18 protein-coding genes are annotated in these 20,141 nt (G+C 39.4%); 12 read left to right on the top strand and 6 right to left on the bottom strand.

What is annotated here, in order from left to right:
• The first annotated feature begins 2 nt into the window (after positions 1–2).
• Together kdsA and B3600_RS03235 are read left to right on the top strand one after the other, a co-directional pair.
• A complete protein-coding gene (kdsA, locus tag B3600_RS03240) occupies positions 3–818 on the top strand; it encodes a 3-deoxy-8-phosphooctulonate synthase (protein ID WP_070561091.1) in 816 nt (271 codons plus the stop codon).
• Between the two features lie 84 nt (positions 819–902).
• On the top strand, positions 903–1,997 hold the full coding sequence (locus B3600_RS03235; RefSeq protein WP_286752058.1) for an SGNH/GDSL hydrolase family protein: 1,095 nt from the start codon (positions 903–905) through the stop codon (positions 1,995–1,997).
• A gap of 140 nt (positions 1,998–2,137) precedes the next feature.
• Here B3600_RS03235 and B3600_RS03230 read toward each other — a convergent pair whose 3' ends face one another.
• Together B3600_RS03230 and B3600_RS03225 are read right to left on the bottom strand one after the other, a co-directional pair.
• The gene (locus B3600_RS03230) at positions 2,138–3,436 is read right to left on the bottom strand and encodes a DEAD/DEAH box helicase (RefSeq protein ID WP_070561089.1); all 1,299 of its coding nucleotides are present in this window, start codon (positions 3,434–3,436) and stop codon (positions 2,138–2,140) included.
• Between the two features lie 53 nt (positions 3,437–3,489).
• Positions 3,490–3,819 carry a DMT family transporter gene (locus tag B3600_RS03225; RefSeq protein ID WP_112376384.1) on the bottom strand — a complete coding sequence of 110 codons (330 nt, stop codon included), beginning with the start codon at positions 3,817–3,819 and terminating at the stop codon, positions 3,490–3,492.
• 154 nt (positions 3,820–3,973) lie between these two features.
• Between B3600_RS03225 and B3600_RS03220 the strand changes: the two genes are divergently transcribed.
• From B3600_RS03220 to B3600_RS03195, 6 genes are all read left to right on the top strand, one after another.
• The gene (locus B3600_RS03220; protein ID WP_286752057.1) at positions 3,974–6,220 is read left to right on the top strand and encodes a sensor histidine kinase; all 2,247 of its coding nucleotides are present in this window, start codon (positions 3,974–3,976) and stop codon (positions 6,218–6,220) included.
• A gap of 12 nt (positions 6,221–6,232) precedes the next feature.
• Positions 6,233–6,865, top strand: a complete 633-nt coding sequence (locus B3600_RS03215) for a response regulator (RefSeq protein WP_070561086.1) — start codon at positions 6,233–6,235, stop codon at positions 6,863–6,865.
• Positions 6,866–7,177: 312 nt separating this feature from the next.
• The gene (locus B3600_RS03210) at positions 7,178–8,458 is read left to right on the top strand and encodes a hypothetical protein (protein ID WP_286752056.1); all 1,281 of its coding nucleotides are present in this window, start codon (positions 7,178–7,180) and stop codon (positions 8,456–8,458) included.
• A 65-nt stretch (positions 8,459–8,523) separates the two neighbouring features.
• Positions 8,524–9,528 (top strand): YihY/virulence factor BrkB family protein, encoded by a 1,005-nt coding sequence (locus B3600_RS03205; RefSeq protein WP_070561084.1) that lies wholly within the window; start codon positions 8,524–8,526, stop codon positions 9,526–9,528.
• Positions 9,529–9,595: 67 nt separating this feature from the next.
• Positions 9,596–10,135, top strand: a complete 540-nt coding sequence (locus tag B3600_RS03200) for a helix-turn-helix domain-containing protein (protein ID WP_070561083.1) — start codon at positions 9,596–9,598, stop codon at positions 10,133–10,135.
• Positions 10,136–10,241: 106 nt separating this feature from the next.
• Positions 10,242–11,465, top strand: a complete 1,224-nt coding sequence (locus B3600_RS03195) for a retropepsin-like aspartic protease (protein ID WP_083295753.1) — start codon at positions 10,242–10,244, stop codon at positions 11,463–11,465.
• A 65-nt stretch (positions 11,466–11,530) separates the two neighbouring features.
• Here the strand turns inward: B3600_RS03195 and B3600_RS03190 are convergent, their stop codons facing one another.
• Positions 11,531–12,688 (bottom strand): Gfo/Idh/MocA family protein, encoded by a 1,158-nt coding sequence (locus B3600_RS03190; RefSeq protein ID WP_112376390.1) that lies wholly within the window; start codon positions 12,686–12,688, stop codon positions 11,531–11,533.
• Between the two features lie 34 nt (positions 12,689–12,722).
• On the bottom strand, positions 12,723–13,775 hold the full coding sequence (locus tag B3600_RS03185; RefSeq protein ID WP_286752055.1) for a sugar phosphate isomerase/epimerase family protein: 1,053 nt from the start codon (positions 13,773–13,775) through the stop codon (positions 12,723–12,725).
• Positions 13,776–14,124: 349 nt separating this feature from the next.
• On the opposite strand from B3600_RS03185, the gene B3600_RS03180 reads away from it, so the two are divergent.
• Both B3600_RS03180 and B3600_RS03175 read left to right on the top strand, forming a co-directional pair.
• The gene (locus B3600_RS03180; RefSeq protein ID WP_286752054.1) at positions 14,125–15,813 is read left to right on the top strand and encodes a GMC oxidoreductase; all 1,689 of its coding nucleotides are present in this window, start codon (positions 14,125–14,127) and stop codon (positions 15,811–15,813) included.
• 21 nt (positions 15,814–15,834) lie between these two features.
• Positions 15,835–16,404, top strand: a complete 570-nt coding sequence (locus tag B3600_RS03175; protein WP_286752053.1) for a gluconate 2-dehydrogenase subunit 3 family protein — start codon at positions 15,835–15,837, stop codon at positions 16,402–16,404.
• 37 nt (positions 16,405–16,441) lie between these two features.
• On the opposite strand, the gene B3600_RS03170 is transcribed toward B3600_RS03175, so the two are convergent.
• Entirely contained in the window at positions 16,442–16,978 is a 537-nt protein-coding gene (locus B3600_RS03170; RefSeq protein WP_286752052.1) for a hypothetical protein, read from the bottom strand.
• Between the two features lie 266 nt (positions 16,979–17,244).
• On the opposite strand from B3600_RS03170, the gene B3600_RS03165 reads away from it, so the two are divergent.
• Complete coding sequence (locus B3600_RS03165) at positions 17,245–18,267, top strand: bestrophin family protein (protein ID WP_046672841.1); 1,023 nt, start codon at positions 17,245–17,247, stop codon at positions 18,265–18,267.
• A gap of 6 nt (positions 18,268–18,273) precedes the next feature.
• On the opposite strand, the gene B3600_RS03160 is transcribed toward B3600_RS03165, so the two are convergent.
• Positions 18,274–18,732 (bottom strand): Lrp/AsnC family transcriptional regulator, encoded by a 459-nt coding sequence (locus B3600_RS03160; protein ID WP_070561076.1) that lies wholly within the window; start codon positions 18,730–18,732, stop codon positions 18,274–18,276.
• A 144-nt stretch (positions 18,733–18,876) separates the two neighbouring features.
• Here B3600_RS03160 and B3600_RS03155 point away from each other — a divergent pair, with 144 nt between their 5' ends.
• Entirely contained in the window at positions 18,877–20,082 is a 1,206-nt protein-coding gene (locus B3600_RS03155; protein WP_070561075.1) for an aminotransferase class I/II-fold pyridoxal phosphate-dependent enzyme, read from the top strand.
• Positions 20,083–20,141: the final 59 nt, after the last annotated feature.

Below are 20,141 nucleotides of genomic sequence, written 5' to 3'. Positions count from 1 at the left end.
ATATGATTAACAAATACATTCCCGAAATCAAGAATGGGACATCGCAGAATTTCTTTTTAATGGCGGGGCCATGTGCAATTGAAGGAGAAGAAATCGCTTTGCGTATTGCTGAAAAGATTGTTACAATTACAGATAAACTAAATATTCCGTACATTTTCAAGGGATCTTACCGTAAGGCCAATAGATCGCGGCTAGATTCATTTATGGGGATAGGTGATGAGAAAGCGTTGAAGATTTTAGAGAAAGTTGGGAAAACTTTTGGTGTACCGACGGTGACGGATATCCATGAGAGCCATGAGGCGGAAATGGCAGCCGCATACGTTGACGTTCTTCAAATTCCAGCATTTTTGTGCAGACAGACTGACTTATTAGTTGCAGCAGCAAAAACGAACAAGGTCGTCAATGTAAAGAAAGGTCAGTTTTTGAGTGCTGGATCTATGAAATTTGCAGTGGATAAGATCGTGGAATCTGGAAATGAGAAGGTTTTTTTAACTGATCGCGGTAATACGTTCGGCTATCAGGATCTCATTGTAGATTATCGCGGGATTCCCGAAATGCGTTCTTTTAACGTGCCCACAATAATGGACTGTACACATTCCTTACAACAACCGAATCAAACTTCTGGCGTAACAGGAGGGAAACCAGCATTAATTGAAACAATAGCCAAAGCTGCAATAGCGGTGGGAGCCGACGGCCTGTTTATAGAAACACATCCTGACCCGGCAAATGCGAAGTCTGATGGCGCCAATATGTTACATTTGGATTTACTTGAAGGCTTGATGGAAAAACTGGTCCGAGTTAGACAAGCTATTTTATAGTATAATAAATAAATCGCAATAGAAAGGAGCCAATAGGCTCCTTTTTTATAATCAATTACACCAAACTTAAAGCTAAATTATTGTATGTTCTCAAAAGTTGCATTGACAGCGTTTTTGTTGTTGTCTTTTTCTGCCATCAAAGCGCAGGAGAGTTATAGTTGGTTTTCTCCACTAGAAGATAAGCATGTGGAAGGTAGGCTGGAGAATCAGAAGCTTTCGGCCTTCAATAGACTTCCGGATGAACTGGAAAGCCAGGTACGTAAACCCGTATGGGAACTGGGGAAGAATAGTGCGGGATTCTATATTGACTTTCAAACTACTTCACCTGAGATTACGGTTCAATACCAAGTGGCTGGCGGTTTAAATATGCCCCATATGCCAACAACAGGTGTCAGTGGGCTTGATCTTTATGCTTATGATACTGTAAACAAGGAATGGAAATGGGCTTATGGCAATTATGATTTTTCGGATACCATTTCTTATACATGGAAGAATATAGGGCGCAATGGAAAATTTAATTACCGCTTATATCTTCCGCTATACAATACGGTTAAGTGGTTAAAGATTGGTGTGCCAAATACCGCTAAATTAACGTATACCCATACCACAGCAGCCAAACCTATTGTTGTGTATGGGACCTCGATTGGACAGGGGGCCTGTACCAGTCGCCCAGGCTTAGCTTGGACCAACCAAGTGGGACGTGCGTTTGACCATGAAATGATCAACTTATGCTTTTCTGGTAACGGTCGATTGGAACAACCGATTTTGAATGTGATGAATAGTGTAGATGCTGCCTGTTATGTGTTGGATTGTATTCCTAATCTTGCTATTTCAAAGTCGCTAACAGAAGAGCAATTGGATTCACTGTTGGTCAATGCGGTGACATTTTTAAGAAAAGAACATCCGACGACACCCATTATTTTGACACAGCATAGTTCGGGGAGCATAGCCGAAGTCTTTAATGAAGATAAAAATGCGGAATACCAGCAAAGTAGCCGTGTGCTGAAGGCGACTTTTGAAAAATTACAATCAAAAGGAATCCGTCAGCTTTTCTTATTGTCGAGTCAAGACCTTAATCTGGATCTGAATTCGACCGTTGACTACGCTCATCCAAATGATCAAGGTATGGAAAGAATCGCAAATGCGTATATTAAATTGTTGAAGAAAATTCTCAAGTAAACTACAGTCAACGAGGACTTCACCATAGCAGTATTTCGAATTTACCTCATCGAAGGGAAATTGTGTATGAAAGGGATTTGTTGATAAAATGATAACAGTATGCTGTTATTTAAAAAAGGGAAGTTTAAAACTTCCCTTTTTTATTTCTTTTTCATTTTCATGGTCATTTTTGCCTTTTCGCCACCGCCATAATTAAAAGTCTTGGCATTGCTTTCTTTCTTTTGGTGGAATGCGCCACCTCGGGAAAGATCTTCTTTATCTTCCTCCTTGCTCGACTTTTTCTTTTTGTCGGTGATGGGATTATAGATTACAAGATCCTCAGGCAGTTCCAAAACATCCATTCTTTTACCGACAGCCTGTTCTATTTTTTTAACCATGGGTAATTCCAGATCTGTTGTGAAAGTCAACACGACTGATTCTTCATTTTCGTCATTTTTAACAAGATGATTTAAGAATTCCTCCTTTTCATTTGGTAACTCAAATTGAAAAATGAATGGAACAGCGGAAAGGTCTACATCGTTCGTATTTTCCCGTGCAATTATTAGGACACGAGATTGACTATTTTCCTTGAAATCTTCCATCGTCTCATAGCCAAAATCATCATAGAACAATGGATTGAGGATAGCAATTTCTTCTTTATTGCTACTGAACAAACTGCTGGCCAACTTTTGGGCAGTAAGCTTCGAATTTACAAAGACGACTACTTTTTGAAATACTTCTTTATCCTGCAACAGAAGATTTAATAAATTGATCTTTGTTGTGAAATTAGGAACATGATATAATAATAGATCTAGGGTGTCGACAGTGTCATTCTCAAGTTCATCTATTTCGACCGAGGCACAATTTTCATTCATGAAATTGTCGATCATGTCATAAAGTTTTTGGTGTTCAACAGTACTGAAAACTAAATGTTGTACTTTTCCGCAGCTTTCGGCTAATTCCCTTACCGTATTTTGCATTCCTTGTTTGATAATCTCTTCAGCATCATCGATAATCAGTGTCTGAATACGGTTGAGATTCAAAGCCAATTTAAGATAGATAGCTCTTGCACGATTTGGGGTAGCTACAACAATGTCTTTTCCATCAACCAGTTCTTCGATTTCTTCTTCCATGCTGCCTGAAGCCCGCAATCCAATGATGCGAAGATCTTTATTTTTGCTTAATTGATAGAATCTCTCAACAATTTCGTCGATACGTTCTTCATTAGGCGCCAAGATCAAAAACTTCGGAGCTTCATCTGTTGTGAATTTCAACTTCATCAAGGTAGATAAGACATAAGTTGTGGTTTTGCCTGCACCTTCTGGAGCGATGGCAATCACATCCTGTCCACCAAGAATTCTGGAAATGCATCTACTTTGAATTTCCTTTGGAGCAAGATAACCGAGTTCGGTCATCGTAGCATTCAATCTTTTGCTAAGTTTTAGTTTCTCTAACGACACGTATCCTTTTATTTATGTAAGTTACAAAAATACAAATTTTGATCTTAGATCAACTAATGTGCGCCCATTTTTGAAAACAGATTGATAATAATGACGCCAACAACAATCAAGACCATACCGATAATGGCTGCTGTATCGGGAATCTGTTTAAATAAGAACATACCAATCAGGGTAATGGCTACAATACCAACGCCAGACCAAATTGCGTAGGATATTCCGACGGGCAGGTATTTAAGTGTGATACTTAAAAAATAGAAGGCAATAATATAGCCTACAATACAGAGAATGGTAGGCTTTATAAGGGTAAAACCCGCAGACTTCTTGAGGAAAGTGGTTGCAAATATCTCTGCGGCTATAGCAAGAAAAAGATAGATGTACTTCATTGTTACAAAGGTACAATTTTTTGCTCAGCAAGGTTCGGTTAATTAGGTCAATAACAGGGGGAAGTTAATTTATTTTCGAGACAACGAATTGCGTATAAGAGCAATTTTATCTATGTTTGGCCAATTCACATAGCTAGACGCTAGATTTGATTTTATGGGGCATGTTCGAACTTTTTGGAAATCTGTACTAATATTCTTTGTTTTATTGTGCTTTTGCGATGCTATTGTTGCGCAAGAACAGCTGCAAGATTTGCAGAAGTCGTATTACAGTCTTCCTTTAGGAAGTAAAGAACGGTTTGTGTTAACGGGTAAATATGCACAAGCCCTATATTTTAGTAATGAAAAAGCGCTGGCCAGTCAATTGCTTAATGATAATATTCAGTTGGCCAGAAATTATCCTGACAAGCAATATTATGCCTATTTGAATTGTATTGCTGCCATGAACAGTTTTAATGATCATGCATTTGAAAAATCACGCTATTATTTAGAACATGCTAAATCTGTACTCCCCATAGTTAACGATAATGGAATAAAGGGGTATGTGCATTATTGTGATGGATGGGTTATGACACGACAGAATAAAGAGGATGAGGCTGTTTCCCAATTCCATAAAGCAATTTCATTTTTAGAGAAGGCGCCACCGACTGAGGCAAATATCGCCCGAAAATTGGCAGTTTATAAGGAGCTTACAGCGATCTATGCAAACCAACGCAATTATGATTTTCAAGAAAAGTATACCACGCTTCTGCTGGAAACGGCGAAGGAAGGAAAGAATGTCAATAGCCTATTTGACGCTTACATGCAGGCTGGTTACCTATTTGAAGAGGAGTATAGATCCAATAATGCAGACCAAAATCTATTAAAGAAAGCTGAACAACACTATCTTGAGGCTTATAATTTGGTAGAAAAGAACGAGAAACATCTTGTTAATCCAACAGATTTAGCTTACGTTTCTGTTAATTTAGCGAATCTGTACCATGAGTTTTATCCAGAAAATGGTGGTAAAAAAGCAATATCATATGCGAAACAGGCCTTAGATATTGCTGCTGAAACGGGACAATATGCCATTACAATACCTGCTTACGGTATCCTCGCTGATGAATCTTTCAAAGTCGGCCATCGAGAGGAAGGAAAAAAATATCTGCAGCAGGCACTGCACAATCTTCAAAGAGAGCCCCATTATGATTACCAAGTCGGGTTAAGCCTATTTAGCAGACTAGCTGAAGTAAGTGTTGAAGAAGGTAAATATGAGGAAGCTTTCAATTATCAAAAAAGCTACATAGATGTATTTGAAAAAGCATTTAATTCGGATAAACTGGATAAGACGAAGCAACTTGAGCTAAAGTATGAGCGTGAATTGCAAAACCAAAAGTTAATGCGGCTTCGATTGGAAGGCGAGAAAAAGGAACAGCAGATCAAGCTGATGAAAGTCTTGAACGATAGACAACGTCAACTGGTGGAGAATTTGAAATTAAATGAACTCAATCGAACACAACAGCTCAAGGTACTCCAACTTGAACGGGATAAAAAGGAACAGGATTTGCAATTAAGCCAACTGGAAAATGAACAGCGCTTGCAAGAACTTGACGTGTCAAAAAAGCAAATTGCCTTTAAATCACGAATGAATTCAATTTATATTTGGTTGTTCGTCAGTTGTTTGGTTGTGATTGTTTTGCTGTTTTATGCGTATTGGCAACGTTCAAAGGCCTTGAAGCAGAAGGTTCATTTGCATGAACTGGAGATGGAAAAGAATAATCAACAACATGCTATTAAAAACCTGACTGCAATGTTGGCCGGGGAAGAGAAAGAGCGTACCCGTCTTGCTCGCGACCTGCATGATGGATTAGGAGGTTTGCTGTCAAGTACCAAATTGGGATTATCAGCCATAAATAAAAATGTATTGGAGCAGGAATCCATGAAAGAAGGAATCGATCGAAGTATTGATTTGCTGGACGGGGCTGTAGATGAACTTCGCCGGCTTGCACATAATCTTATGCCAGATTTAATTGTAAAATATGGTTTGAAAGAAACTTTAAGAGACTATGCAAACCGAATGAGTCAATCGACATGTCAAGTAGAATGTGAATTTTTACAATTTGAATCAACCTTAAGCACGGAACAGGAAATTTCTTTGTACAGAATTATTCAAGAATTGGTGAATAACGCGTTGAAACATGCTAATGCGGCCAACATTTTAATACAGCTTTCTTCACATAATAAACGTTTACATATTACTATTGAAGATGATGGCAAGGGTTTTGATATGGAAAGTGTCGATTTGCAGCACTCTGCGGGAATGCATAATGTGCGATCAAGACTTTCGTTTCTACACGGGGAAATGAAGGTTATGTCGGAGAATGGAGCGGGTACAACCATAGAATTGGAATTACCTATGATTTAACTTTTTGGAAAAATGATAAAAATAGCGATTACAGACGATCACCCTTTGCTACTTGAGGGATTGAAAAACATTATAAATGCGCATGAAGATTTTGAAGTTGTGGGCATGTATTCCAGCGCGACTGAACTGTTCCATCGTATTCCTGCTGATATGCCATTGGTATTGCTGCTCGATATCAATCTGCCGGATGCTAACGGTATTGATTTGGTTAAAGGTCTAAAGGAAAGCAATAAGGATTTGAAAATTATTGCGTTTAGTGTACATAATGAATTTGCAGTGATTAACAGCATTTTAAATGAGGGTGCCAATGCCTATCTACAGAAAAATGCAAATGGTGATGAAATAATTGCTGCCATTTCCGCTGTTCTTGTCGGCAAAAGGTATCTCTGTGAGAAAACGCAGGCGATCCTGAACAAGAAGGTGGAAATGGGGCTTAAGCAGGTGCCAAAATTGACACGTCGCGAGAAAGAGGTGCTTACTTTCGTGGCGCAAGGAATGACAACAAATCAAATTGCCGATTCATTGTTCATCAGTTCACATACGGTAGAGAGCCATCGCAAAAATCTAATGGAAAAATTTCAAACCAAAAGTGTTACTGCGGCAGTAAAATCGGCTATAGAATACGGATTAATTCGGGAAGCCTAATTAGACTCCCCAATTCCCTGATTTCAGGGATGAAAAGATCCCCAGGCATTTGATACTTTTGCTATTATTGATTTTAAAATAGAAGGTATCAAGTGCATTGCTGAAACCTAGTTTTTACGCTCTTTTCAGAGAAGGTATTGTTTCAGCCTTTGATTCATTGATCTATTTTAAATCGAATAGGTTTCAGAACAAAATTTCAAATCTAGGATTTTCTTAAGGAGCTCAATACTGCGGAATCTAATTTCTTAGTTGAGGGGTCTGTCAGATAGTTCTTTACGAGATAAACTACCAAAAATTACTGATTCAATTGTTATGATTAAAAAAATAATGCTTTGGACGATAGCTGTCCTCGTACTGTTGGCGATTGTCGCCTGGGGCGGATATATACTACGACAGCAAGAATCCTATAAATCATTGGTCCATAAAAAAAGTAAGGCTTTGTTGACCATATCATTGGATGATATCCTGCTGAATCAGTTTTTTAATAAATGGCAGTCAGCGCCGAAAGAGGGACAGGATTTTGGCAAAAAACTAAGTAAACTCAAAGATAATGGTATTGATATAAAAGCGAATGTATTTCTTTTTGCTTTGGAACCGCATCCAAAAAACTTTTATGCTTTTTTTCAGCTAAAAAATAAACAACAATTTTTGACCTTTCTAAAGGATGTATTACAGGTTGGTGCGGTGGAAAGTAATCTCGCCCCTGATGTGAGCTATGCCTATCATCAACCGAGTAAAATCGCCTTTATGTGGAAAGGGGATGATCTGCTGCTAGGTCTAGGCTTTGATCTTGATACAAAGAAGGAAGAAATGCTTCAGCTAATTCAATCAAAAGAGGACCGGGTTACCATAGAACAATTTATCAACCGTCCAAGCACGTTGACCGGAAAATCACTGCGTTATAGCAATATTTCAACAGATAATTTTATCGAACTTGATTTGAAAGGAGACCATGTCGAAGTATCCGGCGAATTTTTCGCAACAGATTGGAATTTTCCAAAGGAATATCTTGTGAGAGAACTCGCTTCCGCAAAATACATTGGTAAAGCTTGGATCAATATACCCAATAGTCAATTTAAAAATCAGCTAAAACAACTACTTAGTGAACTCCCTTTAGCCGCCGATTCTATTATAACACATTTGGATGGAAATTACGTCGATATTGAAATTTTGAAAAATAAGGTCATTCAAACAGATACCATTATAAATTATGCGGTTGATGAAAATTTTGAAACGATCGAAGAGAAAACACCGTACGAAACGAAAGTTCCGGATGTAAGAATAGCCATGCGTGGAGATAGCGACATGAGTAGATTCCTCCCCAATAAATTATTTTATCACTGGTTTCAAAAACAAGATAAGGGATTTAGTTTGCTGTCCACATCAAAGGATATTGATAAACTTAACGTAGCTTACAATAAGACGGTTGAACTATCCCATGTGGCAGTTCATTTGGCGGATTGGCCAAATGAGGCTAAAATATCACCGATTCTATTATTGAAAACGATCGCGTCAGACATTACGCTGAGCCTTAAAGTTGCAGACCACAATCGCTTGGTTCTCCAGGGAACCATAGGAGACTACTCGCATTAAAACGCGTTAACGACAAACATTCTTAGCTTCTCAATGGTTTGTTTTGGAGTACAAAGTACAAGAACATGGATAAACGAACTAAAAGTAGAAGTAAGGTGAAAACCTATTGGCGAATTTTAAAGAGTACGGTGGCTGGATTTTTGAATGAGGATTCGATGAAATATAGTGCTTCATTATCTTATTATACTGTTTTCTCTATTGGTCCTATATTGGTTTTAATGATTGCCTTAGCTGGAATTTTTTATGGTGAGGATGCGATTGAAGGGAAAGTATTCCTGGAACTCCGCGGTTTGGTGGGAAGCAATGCTGCAAAACAGATTCAAGAAGTTATTCAGAATTTGCAGCTTTCGGGAAAATCAAACCTGGCGTTGCTTATCAGTAGCATTACATTGGTTTTAGGAGCAACGACGGTTTTTGGGGATATACAGAATTCGATTAACAAAATTTGGCACGTAAGGGCAAAGCCGAAAAAAGGCTGGTTAAAATTGATTCAGGATAGATTGTTATCTTCGTCTTTGGTGATTGGATTGGGCTTTTTATTAGTCGTTACACTCATCGTAAATGGTGTAATATTGGCGTTGACAGATCAGTTACAGCATTATTTCCCGGACGTGACCGTAATGTTAATGGATGGGATTAACTTTGCATTGTCTTTTGGAATTATATTCTTGTTATTTAGTGTCATATTTAAAGCACTTCCGGATGTAAATATTCACTGGCGGACCGTACGGGCGGGTGCCTTATTTACGTCAATTTTATTTGTATTGGGACGTTATTTAATTGGAGTCTATCTGGAGCATTCTGCAACCCAAGATACCTATGGTGCGGCAGGTTCATTTGTGTTGATCTTACTTTGGGTCTACTACACAGCAGCTATTTTATATTTTGGTGCGATCTATACAAGGGAGTACGCCACTGTCATGGGCATCCCTATTGAACCCTCGCAATATGCCGTGCATGTTGAAACGCAGGAAATTGAGCGTAATGTAACCGAAATACCTCCGGCCCCGTTAACACAAGAGGAGCAGACGATTACCGAAGAGGATACTACGATCCCCAAGAAAGCATAAACATTAGATTTACAGAATTCTTACCACCAAATTCTGTAAATTTGATGGTAAGATCGATCTATTGTTTATGAACAAATTACAATCATTACGTGAGAAACTCAATTTAACACAAGAGGAACTAGCGCAAAAATCAAATATTTCAGTAAGAACAATTCAGCGGATTGAAGCGGGGCAGTCGCCAAAGGGTTACACCCTTCGCGCACTTGCACAGGCATTGAATGTGGAGGAATCGGAGTTTTCTGCGTATGATATACCTCTTGAGTCAGAAAACTTGAGATGGATCAAGATTATCAACCTGTCTTCCTTACCCTTTTCTATATTGCCACCATTAAATATTTTGGTACCTGTCGCAATTATGCTCTTCAAAAAACAGCATTCATATAAAGTTCGCCAGTTAATCTCAATTCAAATCGTATCGACTTTAATTGCTGTTTTACTGATGCTTATTATTTTTATACTGAACGATTGGGTAGGTATTAAAAGCAATGTGAAATTGCTTATTCCGTTATGTTGGATACTTATGAATATAATCATTATACTGCGAAATGCGATTGGATTAAATAAAGCTGGGCATGCACGTATTTTGCCCGATATAAGTATATTATAGGTGCTTTTATACAATTGTCGGCTAGCTGTCGGGACATTGTCGGGCTGTAAAAGGGTATTCTTCGTCTGGTATTTTTTTTCTTTGATCTTCAAAAAAATGCAAAATTATGAAAACAGACAATCAAAAGAAGAAACGTCATATTGCCTTGGCTACCTTTGCTATTATTCTTTCTTTTTTTACGATGACGAACGTCTTTCCGCAAGCTAAGATTCCTTTGATCAAAGCTTCATCTGAGAAAGCCGGTATTACAGATGGCGCCTATTGCCATGTTGACTGGAAATTAGATCCCAAGGCAGATCCCGACGTCTATTTCGTAAATATTCCAACAAAAGAAAGTACAGTTGTTTTTAAAACAGATCAGGAGGAATTGACTGTGATGACTAAACCCGGGTCGATGTATGATTTCATAGTACTATTGAATGGAACGGATTCTTGTCACGTTCGTATAAGCGCTCAATTACCGCCGGATCTACCCACAATGGATAATAGTAATTTATTTCCGATGCGGATACCGTTTCGTCTTATTGGCTCACGGATTTTCCTGAACGGTACAATTAACAAAAAAGACGTTACGATACAGTTTGATTTAGGAGCTGGAACTGGCGTTGTTAATAGAAATAACGCAAAGCAGCTGGATTTATCATTTTCATCGTTTACGACAGTTGCGAATACCGACGGGCTTAATAACGAGCGGACAAGCCTGGGCAATGAATTGCATATTGGGCCGATTGTTTGGAAAAACGTGTCAGTGACTGAGGTCGGTAATATGAAGCCTTTTGAAGATCTTATTATTGGCAACAGTTTCTTTCGAAATCACATTATTGAAATCGATTATGATAAAATGGAATTGGTAATTCATCGCGATCTCCCCACTAAAGCAAAGAAGTATACAAAGCTTCCAGTATACTATGAGCAAAACCGACCCAAGTTTAAAGCTGCTTTTAGACATAACCAACAAGACTACGATTTTTGGTTCCTTTTTGATACAGGTCGTGATGGTACGATGCTGTTAGGGGAAGATTTTACCGGTATAGATCATAATTGGACCGATCTAACGCCGCTTACCATGATCAGTAACCGTAAGATTATCCGTTTGGATGCTTCAATAGCTGGTGTGGAGTTTAAAGATATTGTGACGAATGCCGCTGATCCGGCCAAGCCCAATGGCAGACCAAGCCTGTTCGGAAATCAGATTCTGAACCATTTTAATGTCATTTTGGATAATCAGGAAGGATTTCTTTATCTGAAACCAAACAGCAGGATCAAGGAACCTTATTCAAACTATGAGGGCTATTTGAAACAGATGTCTCAGTCAATGCAGAAAAATTAAAGTGAGCAGCCAATGCCGTTTGTTCAGGGAGCAAATGACATTGGCTACTTATGGTAAGTATGTATCTAACGAATAAAATCGGTCCATTTCTGTTCGGATTTTCCCGAGGCAATTACAGTTTCTAGAAACTTCATGCCACGCAGACCATCAGCTACAGTTGGAAAATCAGTATCTTCTTCTCGCGGCTCTATACCTTGCATTGATGCCAATAGTGTGGCTGCAAAATTTCTATAAATATTGGCAAATGCTTCGATATATCCTTCGGGGTGACCGGCCGGTAGACGAATGTTATGTTTGGCGATTGGTGAAAGGTACTGCTGACCTGCACGAAATAGCTGGATTGGCGCATCGAGCTGTTTAAAGATGAGTGTATTTGCATCCTGCTGGTTCCATTCCAATCCCCCAAGTTCACCATATACTCTAATTTTTAACGCATTTTCTTCTCCTGCAGCAACTTGGGATGCCGATAGTACGCCGGTGGCTCCATTCTCAAATCCAAGTAATATGTTGCCGTCATCTTCAAGTTTTCTTCCGGTCACAAATGTTTGAAGATCGGCACACATTTTAGTGATTTTTAAACCGGAGATATATTCCGCTAGGTGGGCAGCATGTGTCCCAATATCGCCCATACAACCACTTTTTCCGCTCTTTTCGGGATCTGTCCGCCAGAAGGCCAGAGAAGGACTATTTTCGATCATCTTACTTAGCCATCCCTGCGGATACTCGACCATAATTTTTCTAATCGAACCTAATTGGCCCTCTTTGACAAGATGACGGGCTTGTTTCACCATCGGATAGGCAGAGTAGGTGTATGTGACACAGAGTATTAGTCCAGTTTCCGCTACTTTTTGTTGGAGCAATTCGGCCTGTTCTGTTGTCAGAGTCATCGGCTTTTCAAGCACGACATGGAAGCCATGTTCCAGCGCCATCATTGCTGGTTCGAAATGAGCAAAATTGGGCGTGACGATACTCACAAAGTTCATGCGATCATCCGCCGGACGTTTACTTTCCTCGACAATCATTTCCCGATAACTTCCATAGCTCCTTTCCTCTGGAAGCCCTAAAAGCGCAGCGGATTCTTTTGCGACAAGTGGATCAGCACTCAGTGCTCCGCAACATAATTCAATCTGACCGTCAATTCCAGCAGCCATGCGATGTACAGCCCCTATAAATGCATTTTTTCCACCGCCGATCATGCCCATTTTTAGTTTTGTATTGCGCATAAAGTTGATTTTTTAATGAGGATATCTTTCGTATTTACAAACCCAATAGTTTGCGGTTAAGGCTATCATTGGTTTCGACGGCAGCAAAATTATCGAACGCCTTATCAGTAACACGGATAATATAGTCTTTAATATGTAGCGCGCCTTCCCGTGCACCATCTTCAGCATTTTTGAATGCACATTCCCATTCCAGTACTGCCCAGCCTTGATAATCATATTGTGTGAGTTTGGTAAATATGGATTTGAAATCCACTTGTCCATCACCAATTGATCTAAAACGACCTGCTCTTGACTGCCAGCTTTGGAAGCCACCATAGACGCCCTGACGACCAGAAGGATTGAATTCAGCATCTTTAACATGGAACATTTTAATTCGTTTATGGTAAATGTCGATGAATTGAAGATAGTCAAGACATTGAAGGACAAAATGGGAGGGATCATAGAGAATGTTTGCCCGCTTGTGATAATTTACATTTTCGAGAAATAAGTCAAAAGTAGCACCGTCATGGAGATCTTCTCCAGGGTGTAATTCATAGCATAGGTCGACATCATACAGGTCACATTCATCAAGAATGGGTAACCATAATTTTGCAAGCTCAGCAAAACCTGTTTCGATCAACTTCGCGGGTCTTTGTGGCCAAGGGTATATAAATGGCCATAGAAAGGCTCCACTAAAGGTCGCCAGCGCTTTAAGCCCGAGATTGTGGGAAGCTCGTACGGCATATTTTAATTGCTGGATCGCCCACTGTTGTCGTACTTGAGGATTACCATGTAAATGCTGTGGTGCAAATGCATCAAATAGATCATCGAAACTTGGATTTACAGCCACTAATTGCCCTTGGAGATGGGTTGAGAGTTCGGTAATTTCCAATCCGAAAGACTGTACTTTCGCTTTTAGATCAATTGCATAGCTTTTATCGAGCGCTGCTTTTTCTAGATCGATAAAACGGGCATCCAAGGTGGGCAGTTGTATACCCTTATAGCCAAGTGCTGCAGCCCACTGGCAGATAGAGTCCAAGGAGTTAAATGGCGCTTCATCACCGATAAACTGCGCGAGGAAGATGGCAGGGCCTTTAATTGTTGTCATATGTATTGCGTTTAGAAAAAGACTACGTTATGTACAAAACAGATCCATATTCCAATACGTTTAAAGAAATGGCTGCGTCTGTCGTTTATACTATTATAATTTGGTTATCCAAGCTACCTGCTTGTTTAATACAATATTACAAAAATTTGCAACCGGTTGCAATAAAATCAAAAAAAAACCTTAAACTTGTCTAGACGATCCATTCTTGCGCTTTCCAAATGATATAAGAATGTCTCGTCTAAACAAGTAAAGCTGTCAGGCACCAGTGTGGCGCTTGATTGTGGAGAAGACTTGATTTGAGCGGGAAATTTCCCCTCGAGTAATAACCCAATAAACCAATTATAAATAAATGGCAAATAATGTTTATGATGCAATTGTCATCGGGTCTGGGATCACAGGTGGCTGGGCAGCCAAGGAGCTAACAGAGCGTGGACTTAAAACCATAATGTTAGAAAGAGGACGCAATATTGAGCATATCAAAGATTACCCATCACCCAATAAAGATCCATGGGATTTTCCGCATCGGGGCCGGGTGCCATTGGATCGCGCCCAGCACTACCTACCTTTTGGAATTAAAAATCAATGGATGAATGAAGGGAACATCGACTTTTGGACTAATGAGACAGAGAGTCCGTATAAGGAGATAAAACCCTTTAATTGGTTCCGGGGCTATCACGTTGGCGGGCGTTCGCTTATGTGGGGACGGCAGAGTTATCGTTGGTCGGATGTTGATTTTGAAGCAAATAGCAGAGACGGACATGGCATTGACTGGCCCGTACGTTATAAAGATATAGCACCTTGGTATAGTCACGTTGAAAAATTTGCTGGTATTTCGGGTAATAGAGACGGTATAGCGGTGTTGCCTGATGGCGAATTTATGCCACCCATGGACATGAATATCGTGGAGAAAGACCTTGCTGCACGCTTAAAATCACATTATCAGGGAAAACGACATTTTATAATTGGCCGGGTAGCCAACATAACAGTGCCCCACCATGGCCGTGTTAATTGCCAATACCAAAATAAATGTTGGTTGGGTTGCAATTTCGGCGCTTACTTTAGCACACAATCTGCAACATTGCCCGCAGCAGTGAAGACAGGGAACCTTACCTTACGGCCATTTTCAATTGTAAAGAGTATTATTTACGATCGTGATACCCAGAAAGCTAAAGGAGTAGAAATTGTTGATGCGGAGACGAATCAAACCTATGAGTATTTTGCTAAAATCGTCTTTGTATGTGCTTCAACGTTAAATTCCACCTGGGTATTAATGAATTCCGCTACCAATGTATGGGAGGGTGGGCTTGGAAGCAGTAGTGGTGAACTGGGACATAACCTAATGGATCACATGTTAAATAGTGGGGCTGGGGGAAGAGTAGAGGGATTTGAGGATAAATATATTTTTGGACGACGGGCCAATGGATTATATGTGCCCCGATTTGCCAATATTGCCGGCGATACCAAGAGGAGAGATTACGTCCGTGGTTTTGGCTATCAGGGTGGGGCTTCGAGGGGACAATGGTCGGGTAAGGTCGATAATAAGAGCGTGGGCGGCGCTTGGAAAGATGCTATCGCCGAGCCGGGCAGCTGGGGAATGGGTTTCAGCGCGTTTGGTGAAATACTCCCATATCACGAAAATAAAGTCCTATTGGATTCATCGGTAAAAGATAAATGGGGACTTCCCGTATTGGCAATAGACGCAGAGATTAAGGATAACGAGCGGAAAATAAGGGTTGATGCAAGCAATGAAATGAAGGAAATGTTAGAATCTATCGGTGTCAAAGACGTAACAACCTACGATAACGGGTTTAGTATGGGACAGGGAATTCATGAAATGGGAACAGCACGAATGGGAAATGATCCGAAAACCTCGGTATTAAACAAATTTAACCAAGTATGGGATGCTAAAAATGTTTTTGTGACAGATGGGGCCTTTATGACTTCTTCTTCCTGTGTGAATCCATCGCTTACCTATATGGCATTTACAGCTAGGGCAGTAGATTTTGCTGTAAATGAATTAAAAAAAGGGAATCTTTAATTATTTTATGATGTAATAGTTATGAATAGACGAGAAGCAATACAACGTGTAGCCATGCTCATGGGCGGAACAGTTATTGGTGCTTCATTATTTTTGGAAGGATGCCAAAGGTCTGCTTCGAAAGATATAGAAATGCTCTTTGATTCAAAATCAATCGATTTTTTGGGTGATCTCGCTGAGGCCATTCTTCCTAAAACCACTACACCGGGGGCGAAGGAAGCTGGTGTAGGTTCTGAGATTCCCGTTCTGGTGCGAGACTGCTATAAACCTGAAGAACAGCAGGTCTTTCTGGCTGGAACAGCCGGAATTAACGAACGTGCCAAGAAAGAATTTGGACGCAATTTTCAGCAACTCGAAAAGAAAGACCAAACGGCCTTTGTCGATATTTTGGACAAGGAAGCGCAGGATTATGACGAAAAGAAATCCGCTAACGATCTACCTCATTTTTTCACACTGTTTAAACAGCTTACTCTCCTTACATTTTTTAGCTCAAAATTGGGAGCCACGGAAGTATTCCGTTATGTGAAAATCCCAGGGAAATATGATGGCGATTTCCCTTATCAAAAGGGTGACCATGCCTGGGCAACCTAGCTAAAAATCGTATAAATTTAATATTGACCCCTTGTCCTTAATTGGCAGCGGGGTCAATTAAAGAGGTTGTCAAGCCTATGAACTTTAACAAATTTTTGCTATCGAAAAGTAGGGTGGTAAAATGTGTCCCTGTTTTCATCGTCAGTCTGGTACCGCCCGGAAACGAGCTTCCCGCATCAAGTTTTTGCTTTTTGACATGGTGTTGGCTGAATTTTGAAAGAGCCTCTTTGACTGTTGTTTTATTGATCGCCAGATCAAAAGGTAATCCTTCGACAATCAAAAACTTGTCTTCTGGTATATCAAAAAATAGTTCATTGACGGATTTATCAGCCCCATAATTGCTATAAAGTTCTAAACCGGATTTTGTGATCCATTTTGCATACTTTTCTTCGTTGGCATCTTCATAGAATTCTGTTTTCACATTCAATGTAGCAGCAATTTTATCCACTGTCTGTGGAAATACAAATTCACTGTTTTTATTTAACAATGATTTTAAGTCGGCTTTATTCTGCGCGAAAGTCGTTGCCGCAAAAAGGAAAAGACCTATATTTAATGTTAGTACTTTTATCTTCATCGTATCTTTGTTATATCTTTGGCAATTGTTTTTATCTGTAAGATTAAAATTAATCAAATACATAAAAAAATACAATAGTACTTTATACTTGTTTTATTAATCAGTACTGGAATGATGGTAATGTTGTTGTAGTTGTTGGACCTATCTATCGCGCTGAAATTAGTTGATCAAATATCGTTATGCCGAAAACAATTTGAAGTATTGGACAGTTACAATTTAAATTGTACTTTCATAGCGTTTTTAATAAAGGAAGATATTTACTTTTTATGATCACAACCAAGTATTTCAACTATCGACAAATATTTAATTTAGCGGGCGCACATTTAATATGGCTGACGCTTTGGTGTTCTTTGGTGGCGGTCATTTATTATTTTTTCAATTGGCAGTGGATGATAATTCCGTGGGTGCCATTGGCATTAATCGGAACGGCCGAATCTTTTTACGTTGGTTTTAAAAATAATCAAGCCTATGACAGGCTTTGGGAAGCCCGAAAAATCTGGGGTGGAATTGTCAATTCAAGTCGTTCGTTCACGGCTATGTTATATGCTTTTGATACCCAAGACGGTGATCATACCGATTTGGAGGAACGGAGGAAAAGAATCGCTTATCGTCACATTGCCTGGCTCTATACTTTTCGTGAGCAGTTGTTGGTCCCGACAGAGTGGGAGCATATCAGCATGAAAAAACATTTTGGTTCAATGAATGTGAAACGGAACAGGTTGATAAAGGCTGGCTTTCCAGATTATAGTAGAACTTCGATTTTTTTGCGTAAATATCTTTCTGCGGAGGAGTTTAAGTTGCAGAGCGAATATAAAAATTTTGCGACTTATTTGATTTCTAAACAAGCAAAAGAAGTGAATGCGTTGAAAAATGATCAGATTATTTCGGATTTTAACCAAACGCAACTGCAGAATTGCCTGAATCAATTTTACGATTATCAAGGACAGGCAGAAAGGATCAAAAAATTTCCATCACCTAGGCAGTTTGCCAGTACAGCCTTTGTCTTCAATGTTATTTTAATCATTCTACTTCCTTTGGGCCTCGTGAATGAATTTGCGAAATTAGGGGACTGGGGTATCTGGACCAGTATTCCTTTTTGTGTGGTCATAGGATGGATTTATATTGTGATGGAATTGGTCGGCGATTATACCGAAAATCCTTTTGGAGGTCTGATGTTTGATGTACCGATGCTTTCCATTTGTAGGACCATTGAAATTGATTTATTGCAGATGGTGGGAGATGAGGATCTTCCGGAAGCTATTGCATCGAAAAACGGTGTGTTGGTTTAGAACTTCTTACAGATCTATTACCAATGTATTTTTTACCTCAGCGATCATAAAGGAACTGTGGGTGCTTGCAATGTGCTGTAAGCTAGTTAGTTTTGTTAACATGAAGCTGCGATAGTCTGCCATGTCCTTGACACAAATCTTGAGGATATAGTCGTAGTCGCCACTCACGTGAAAACACTCGGTTACCTCTTGAAGGTTCATGACCTCTTTTTCAAACTGTAAAATATACTCCTTTTTGTGCTGTGTTAATTTTACGTGGCATAATACGAGGAAATCTTTTGCTATCTTCTTTTTATCAAGTATGGCGACATAGCCTGCGATAATTCCCGTATTTTCGAGCTTACGGACTCTCTCATAGACTGCTGTTACGGACAAGTTCAGCTTGTAGGACAGTTCTTTGGTCGTTTGTTTCGCATCTTCTTGGAGAAAACGCAATAACTTAAGGTCAATTTCGTCAAAGTGCATAGATTATTTTTTTGTGTTTGGTATCAGTTTTTAAAGTGTTCAGATGTTTTAACTAATTATTGTTGATATAATAGATTTATATTCTAATATAGATAAAAATACTTGTGATATAATCTAAAATATCTCAATTTTAAAGATAAAAATATGGATAATTTTAATGCAGCAAATGAAATTCAAGATTTGCAATACTTTGGAGAGTTTGGAGGTGTGAATCCGTCAATTTCAGACAGCTCTACCTATACCTTTCTTTCCGCTAAAAAAATGTTCGACACATTTGAAGGGAATGCAGAAGGCTGTTATCTCTATTCAAGACATTCCTCGCCAATGAATTTGTATTTGGCGCAAGCTTTAGCAAAAATGGAGAATACCGCTGCGGCCAATGTAACATCTTCGGGTATGGGAGCGATCACAACAGTTCTTTTACAGTTATGTAAAAGCGGCGACCATATTATTTCCAGTAGGACGATCTACGGTGGAACTTATGCCTTTCTCAAAAATTTTCTCCCACCTTTCCAGATTGAGACAACATTTTTGGATATTAATGATGCCCACGAAATCGAAAGATCGATAAGACCTAATACAAAGGTGCTGTATTGCGAAAGCGTGAGCAACCCTTTATTGCATGTGGCTGACTTAAGAAAACTTTCAGCCATCTGTAAAAAACACAAGCTAAAACTGATTGTCGACAATACGTTTTCTCCGTTGTCTATATCGCCAATACTTTTGGGAGCAGACATTGTCATCCATAGTCTAACGAAATTTATCAATGGCAGTAGTGATACAGTAGGTGGGGTTTATTGTGGAAGTCAGGAGTTTATTAATGAAACGAAAAATGTGAACACAGGGACCTGTATGTTATTGGGACCGACGATGGACAGCTTACGTTCGGCGAGTATATTGAAGAATTTAAGAACACTTCATATACGGATGAGACAACATAGCTATAACGCGATGTATCTTGCCGAACGGTTTGAGAAAGATGGACTAAAGGTATCTTATCCGGGCTTACATTCGCATCGAGATCATGAATTAATGAAAAGTATGATGCATGAGACCTATGGTTTTGGAGGCTTAATGACAGTTGATGTGGAAACCACTGAAAAAGCCAATGAATTAATGGAACTGATGCAGGCTGAAAATTTAGGGTATTTAGCCGTCAGCCTAGGATTCTATAAGACGCTATTCTCCTGTTCAGGTAGTTCTACGTCATCAGAAATTCCTGAAGAAGAGCGCTTAAAGATGGGTATTTCCGATGGATTGATCAGGTTTTCCATTGGCCTAGATCAAGACATTGAGCGCACTTATCAAAAAATGAGAGCATGCATGCAAAAGATTGGGATTCTACAATAATGCGGATAATCGCCATTAGTTGAATAAAAAGTTCACGACGACAGAGAGGATCCGTAAAC

Origin of the sequence: Sphingobacterium sp. UBA2480 (genome assembly GCF_002341965.1) — a bacterium.
Classification (GTDB): Bacteria; Bacteroidota; Bacteroidia; order Sphingobacteriales; family Sphingobacteriaceae; genus Sphingobacterium; species Sphingobacterium multivorum.
This window is presented reverse-complemented; position numbering and strand designations above follow the sequence as displayed.

What these genes read in the sequence shown, in the direction of transcription:
- kdsA (WP_070561091.1), top strand. Translation starts at nt 3, where the DNA reads ATGATTAACAAATACATTCCCGAAATCAAGAATGGGACATCGCAGAAT.
- B3600_RS03235 (WP_286752058.1), top strand. Translation starts at nt 903, where the DNA reads ATGTTCTCAAAAGTTGCATTGACAGCGTTTTTGTTGTTGTCTTTTTCT.
- B3600_RS03225 (WP_112376384.1), bottom strand. Translation starts at nt 3,819, where the DNA reads ATGAAGTACATCTATCTTTTTCTTGCTATAGCCGCAGAGATATTTGCA.
- B3600_RS03220 (WP_286752057.1), top strand. Translation starts at nt 3,974, where the DNA reads ATGGGGCATGTTCGAACTTTTTGGAAATCTGTACTAATATTCTTTGTT.
- B3600_RS03215 (WP_070561086.1), top strand. Translation starts at nt 6,233, where the DNA reads ATGATAAAAATAGCGATTACAGACGATCACCCTTTGCTACTTGAGGGA.
- B3600_RS03210 (WP_286752056.1), top strand. Translation starts at nt 7,178, where the DNA reads ATGATTAAAAAAATAATGCTTTGGACGATAGCTGTCCTCGTACTGTTG.
- B3600_RS03205 (WP_070561084.1), top strand. Translation starts at nt 8,524, where the DNA reads ATGGATAAACGAACTAAAAGTAGAAGTAAGGTGAAAACCTATTGGCGA.
- B3600_RS03200 (WP_070561083.1), top strand. Translation starts at nt 9,596, where the DNA reads ATGAACAAATTACAATCATTACGTGAGAAACTCAATTTAACACAAGAG.
- B3600_RS03195 (WP_083295753.1), top strand. Translation starts at nt 10,242, where the DNA reads ATGAAAACAGACAATCAAAAGAAGAAACGTCATATTGCCTTGGCTACC.
- B3600_RS03190 (WP_112376390.1), bottom strand. Translation starts at nt 12,688, where the DNA reads ATGCGCAATACAAAACTAAAAATGGGCATGATCGGCGGTGGAAAAAAT.
- B3600_RS03185 (WP_286752055.1), bottom strand. Translation starts at nt 13,775, where the DNA reads ATGACAACAATTAAAGGCCCTGCCATCTTCCTCGCGCAGTTTATCGGT.
- B3600_RS03180 (WP_286752054.1), top strand. Translation starts at nt 14,125, where the DNA reads ATGGCAAATAATGTTTATGATGCAATTGTCATCGGGTCTGGGATCACA.
- B3600_RS03175 (WP_286752053.1), top strand. Translation starts at nt 15,835, where the DNA reads ATGAATAGACGAGAAGCAATACAACGTGTAGCCATGCTCATGGGCGGA.
- B3600_RS03170 (WP_286752052.1), bottom strand. Translation starts at nt 16,978, where the DNA reads ATGAAGATAAAAGTACTAACATTAAATATAGGTCTTTTCCTTTTTGCG.
- B3600_RS03165 (WP_046672841.1), top strand. Translation starts at nt 17,245, where the DNA reads ATGATCACAACCAAGTATTTCAACTATCGACAAATATTTAATTTAGCG.
- B3600_RS03160 (WP_070561076.1), bottom strand. Translation starts at nt 18,732, where the DNA reads ATGCACTTTGACGAAATTGACCTTAAGTTATTGCGTTTTCTCCAAGAA.
- B3600_RS03155 (WP_070561075.1), top strand. Translation starts at nt 18,877, where the DNA reads ATGGATAATTTTAATGCAGCAAATGAAATTCAAGATTTGCAATACTTT.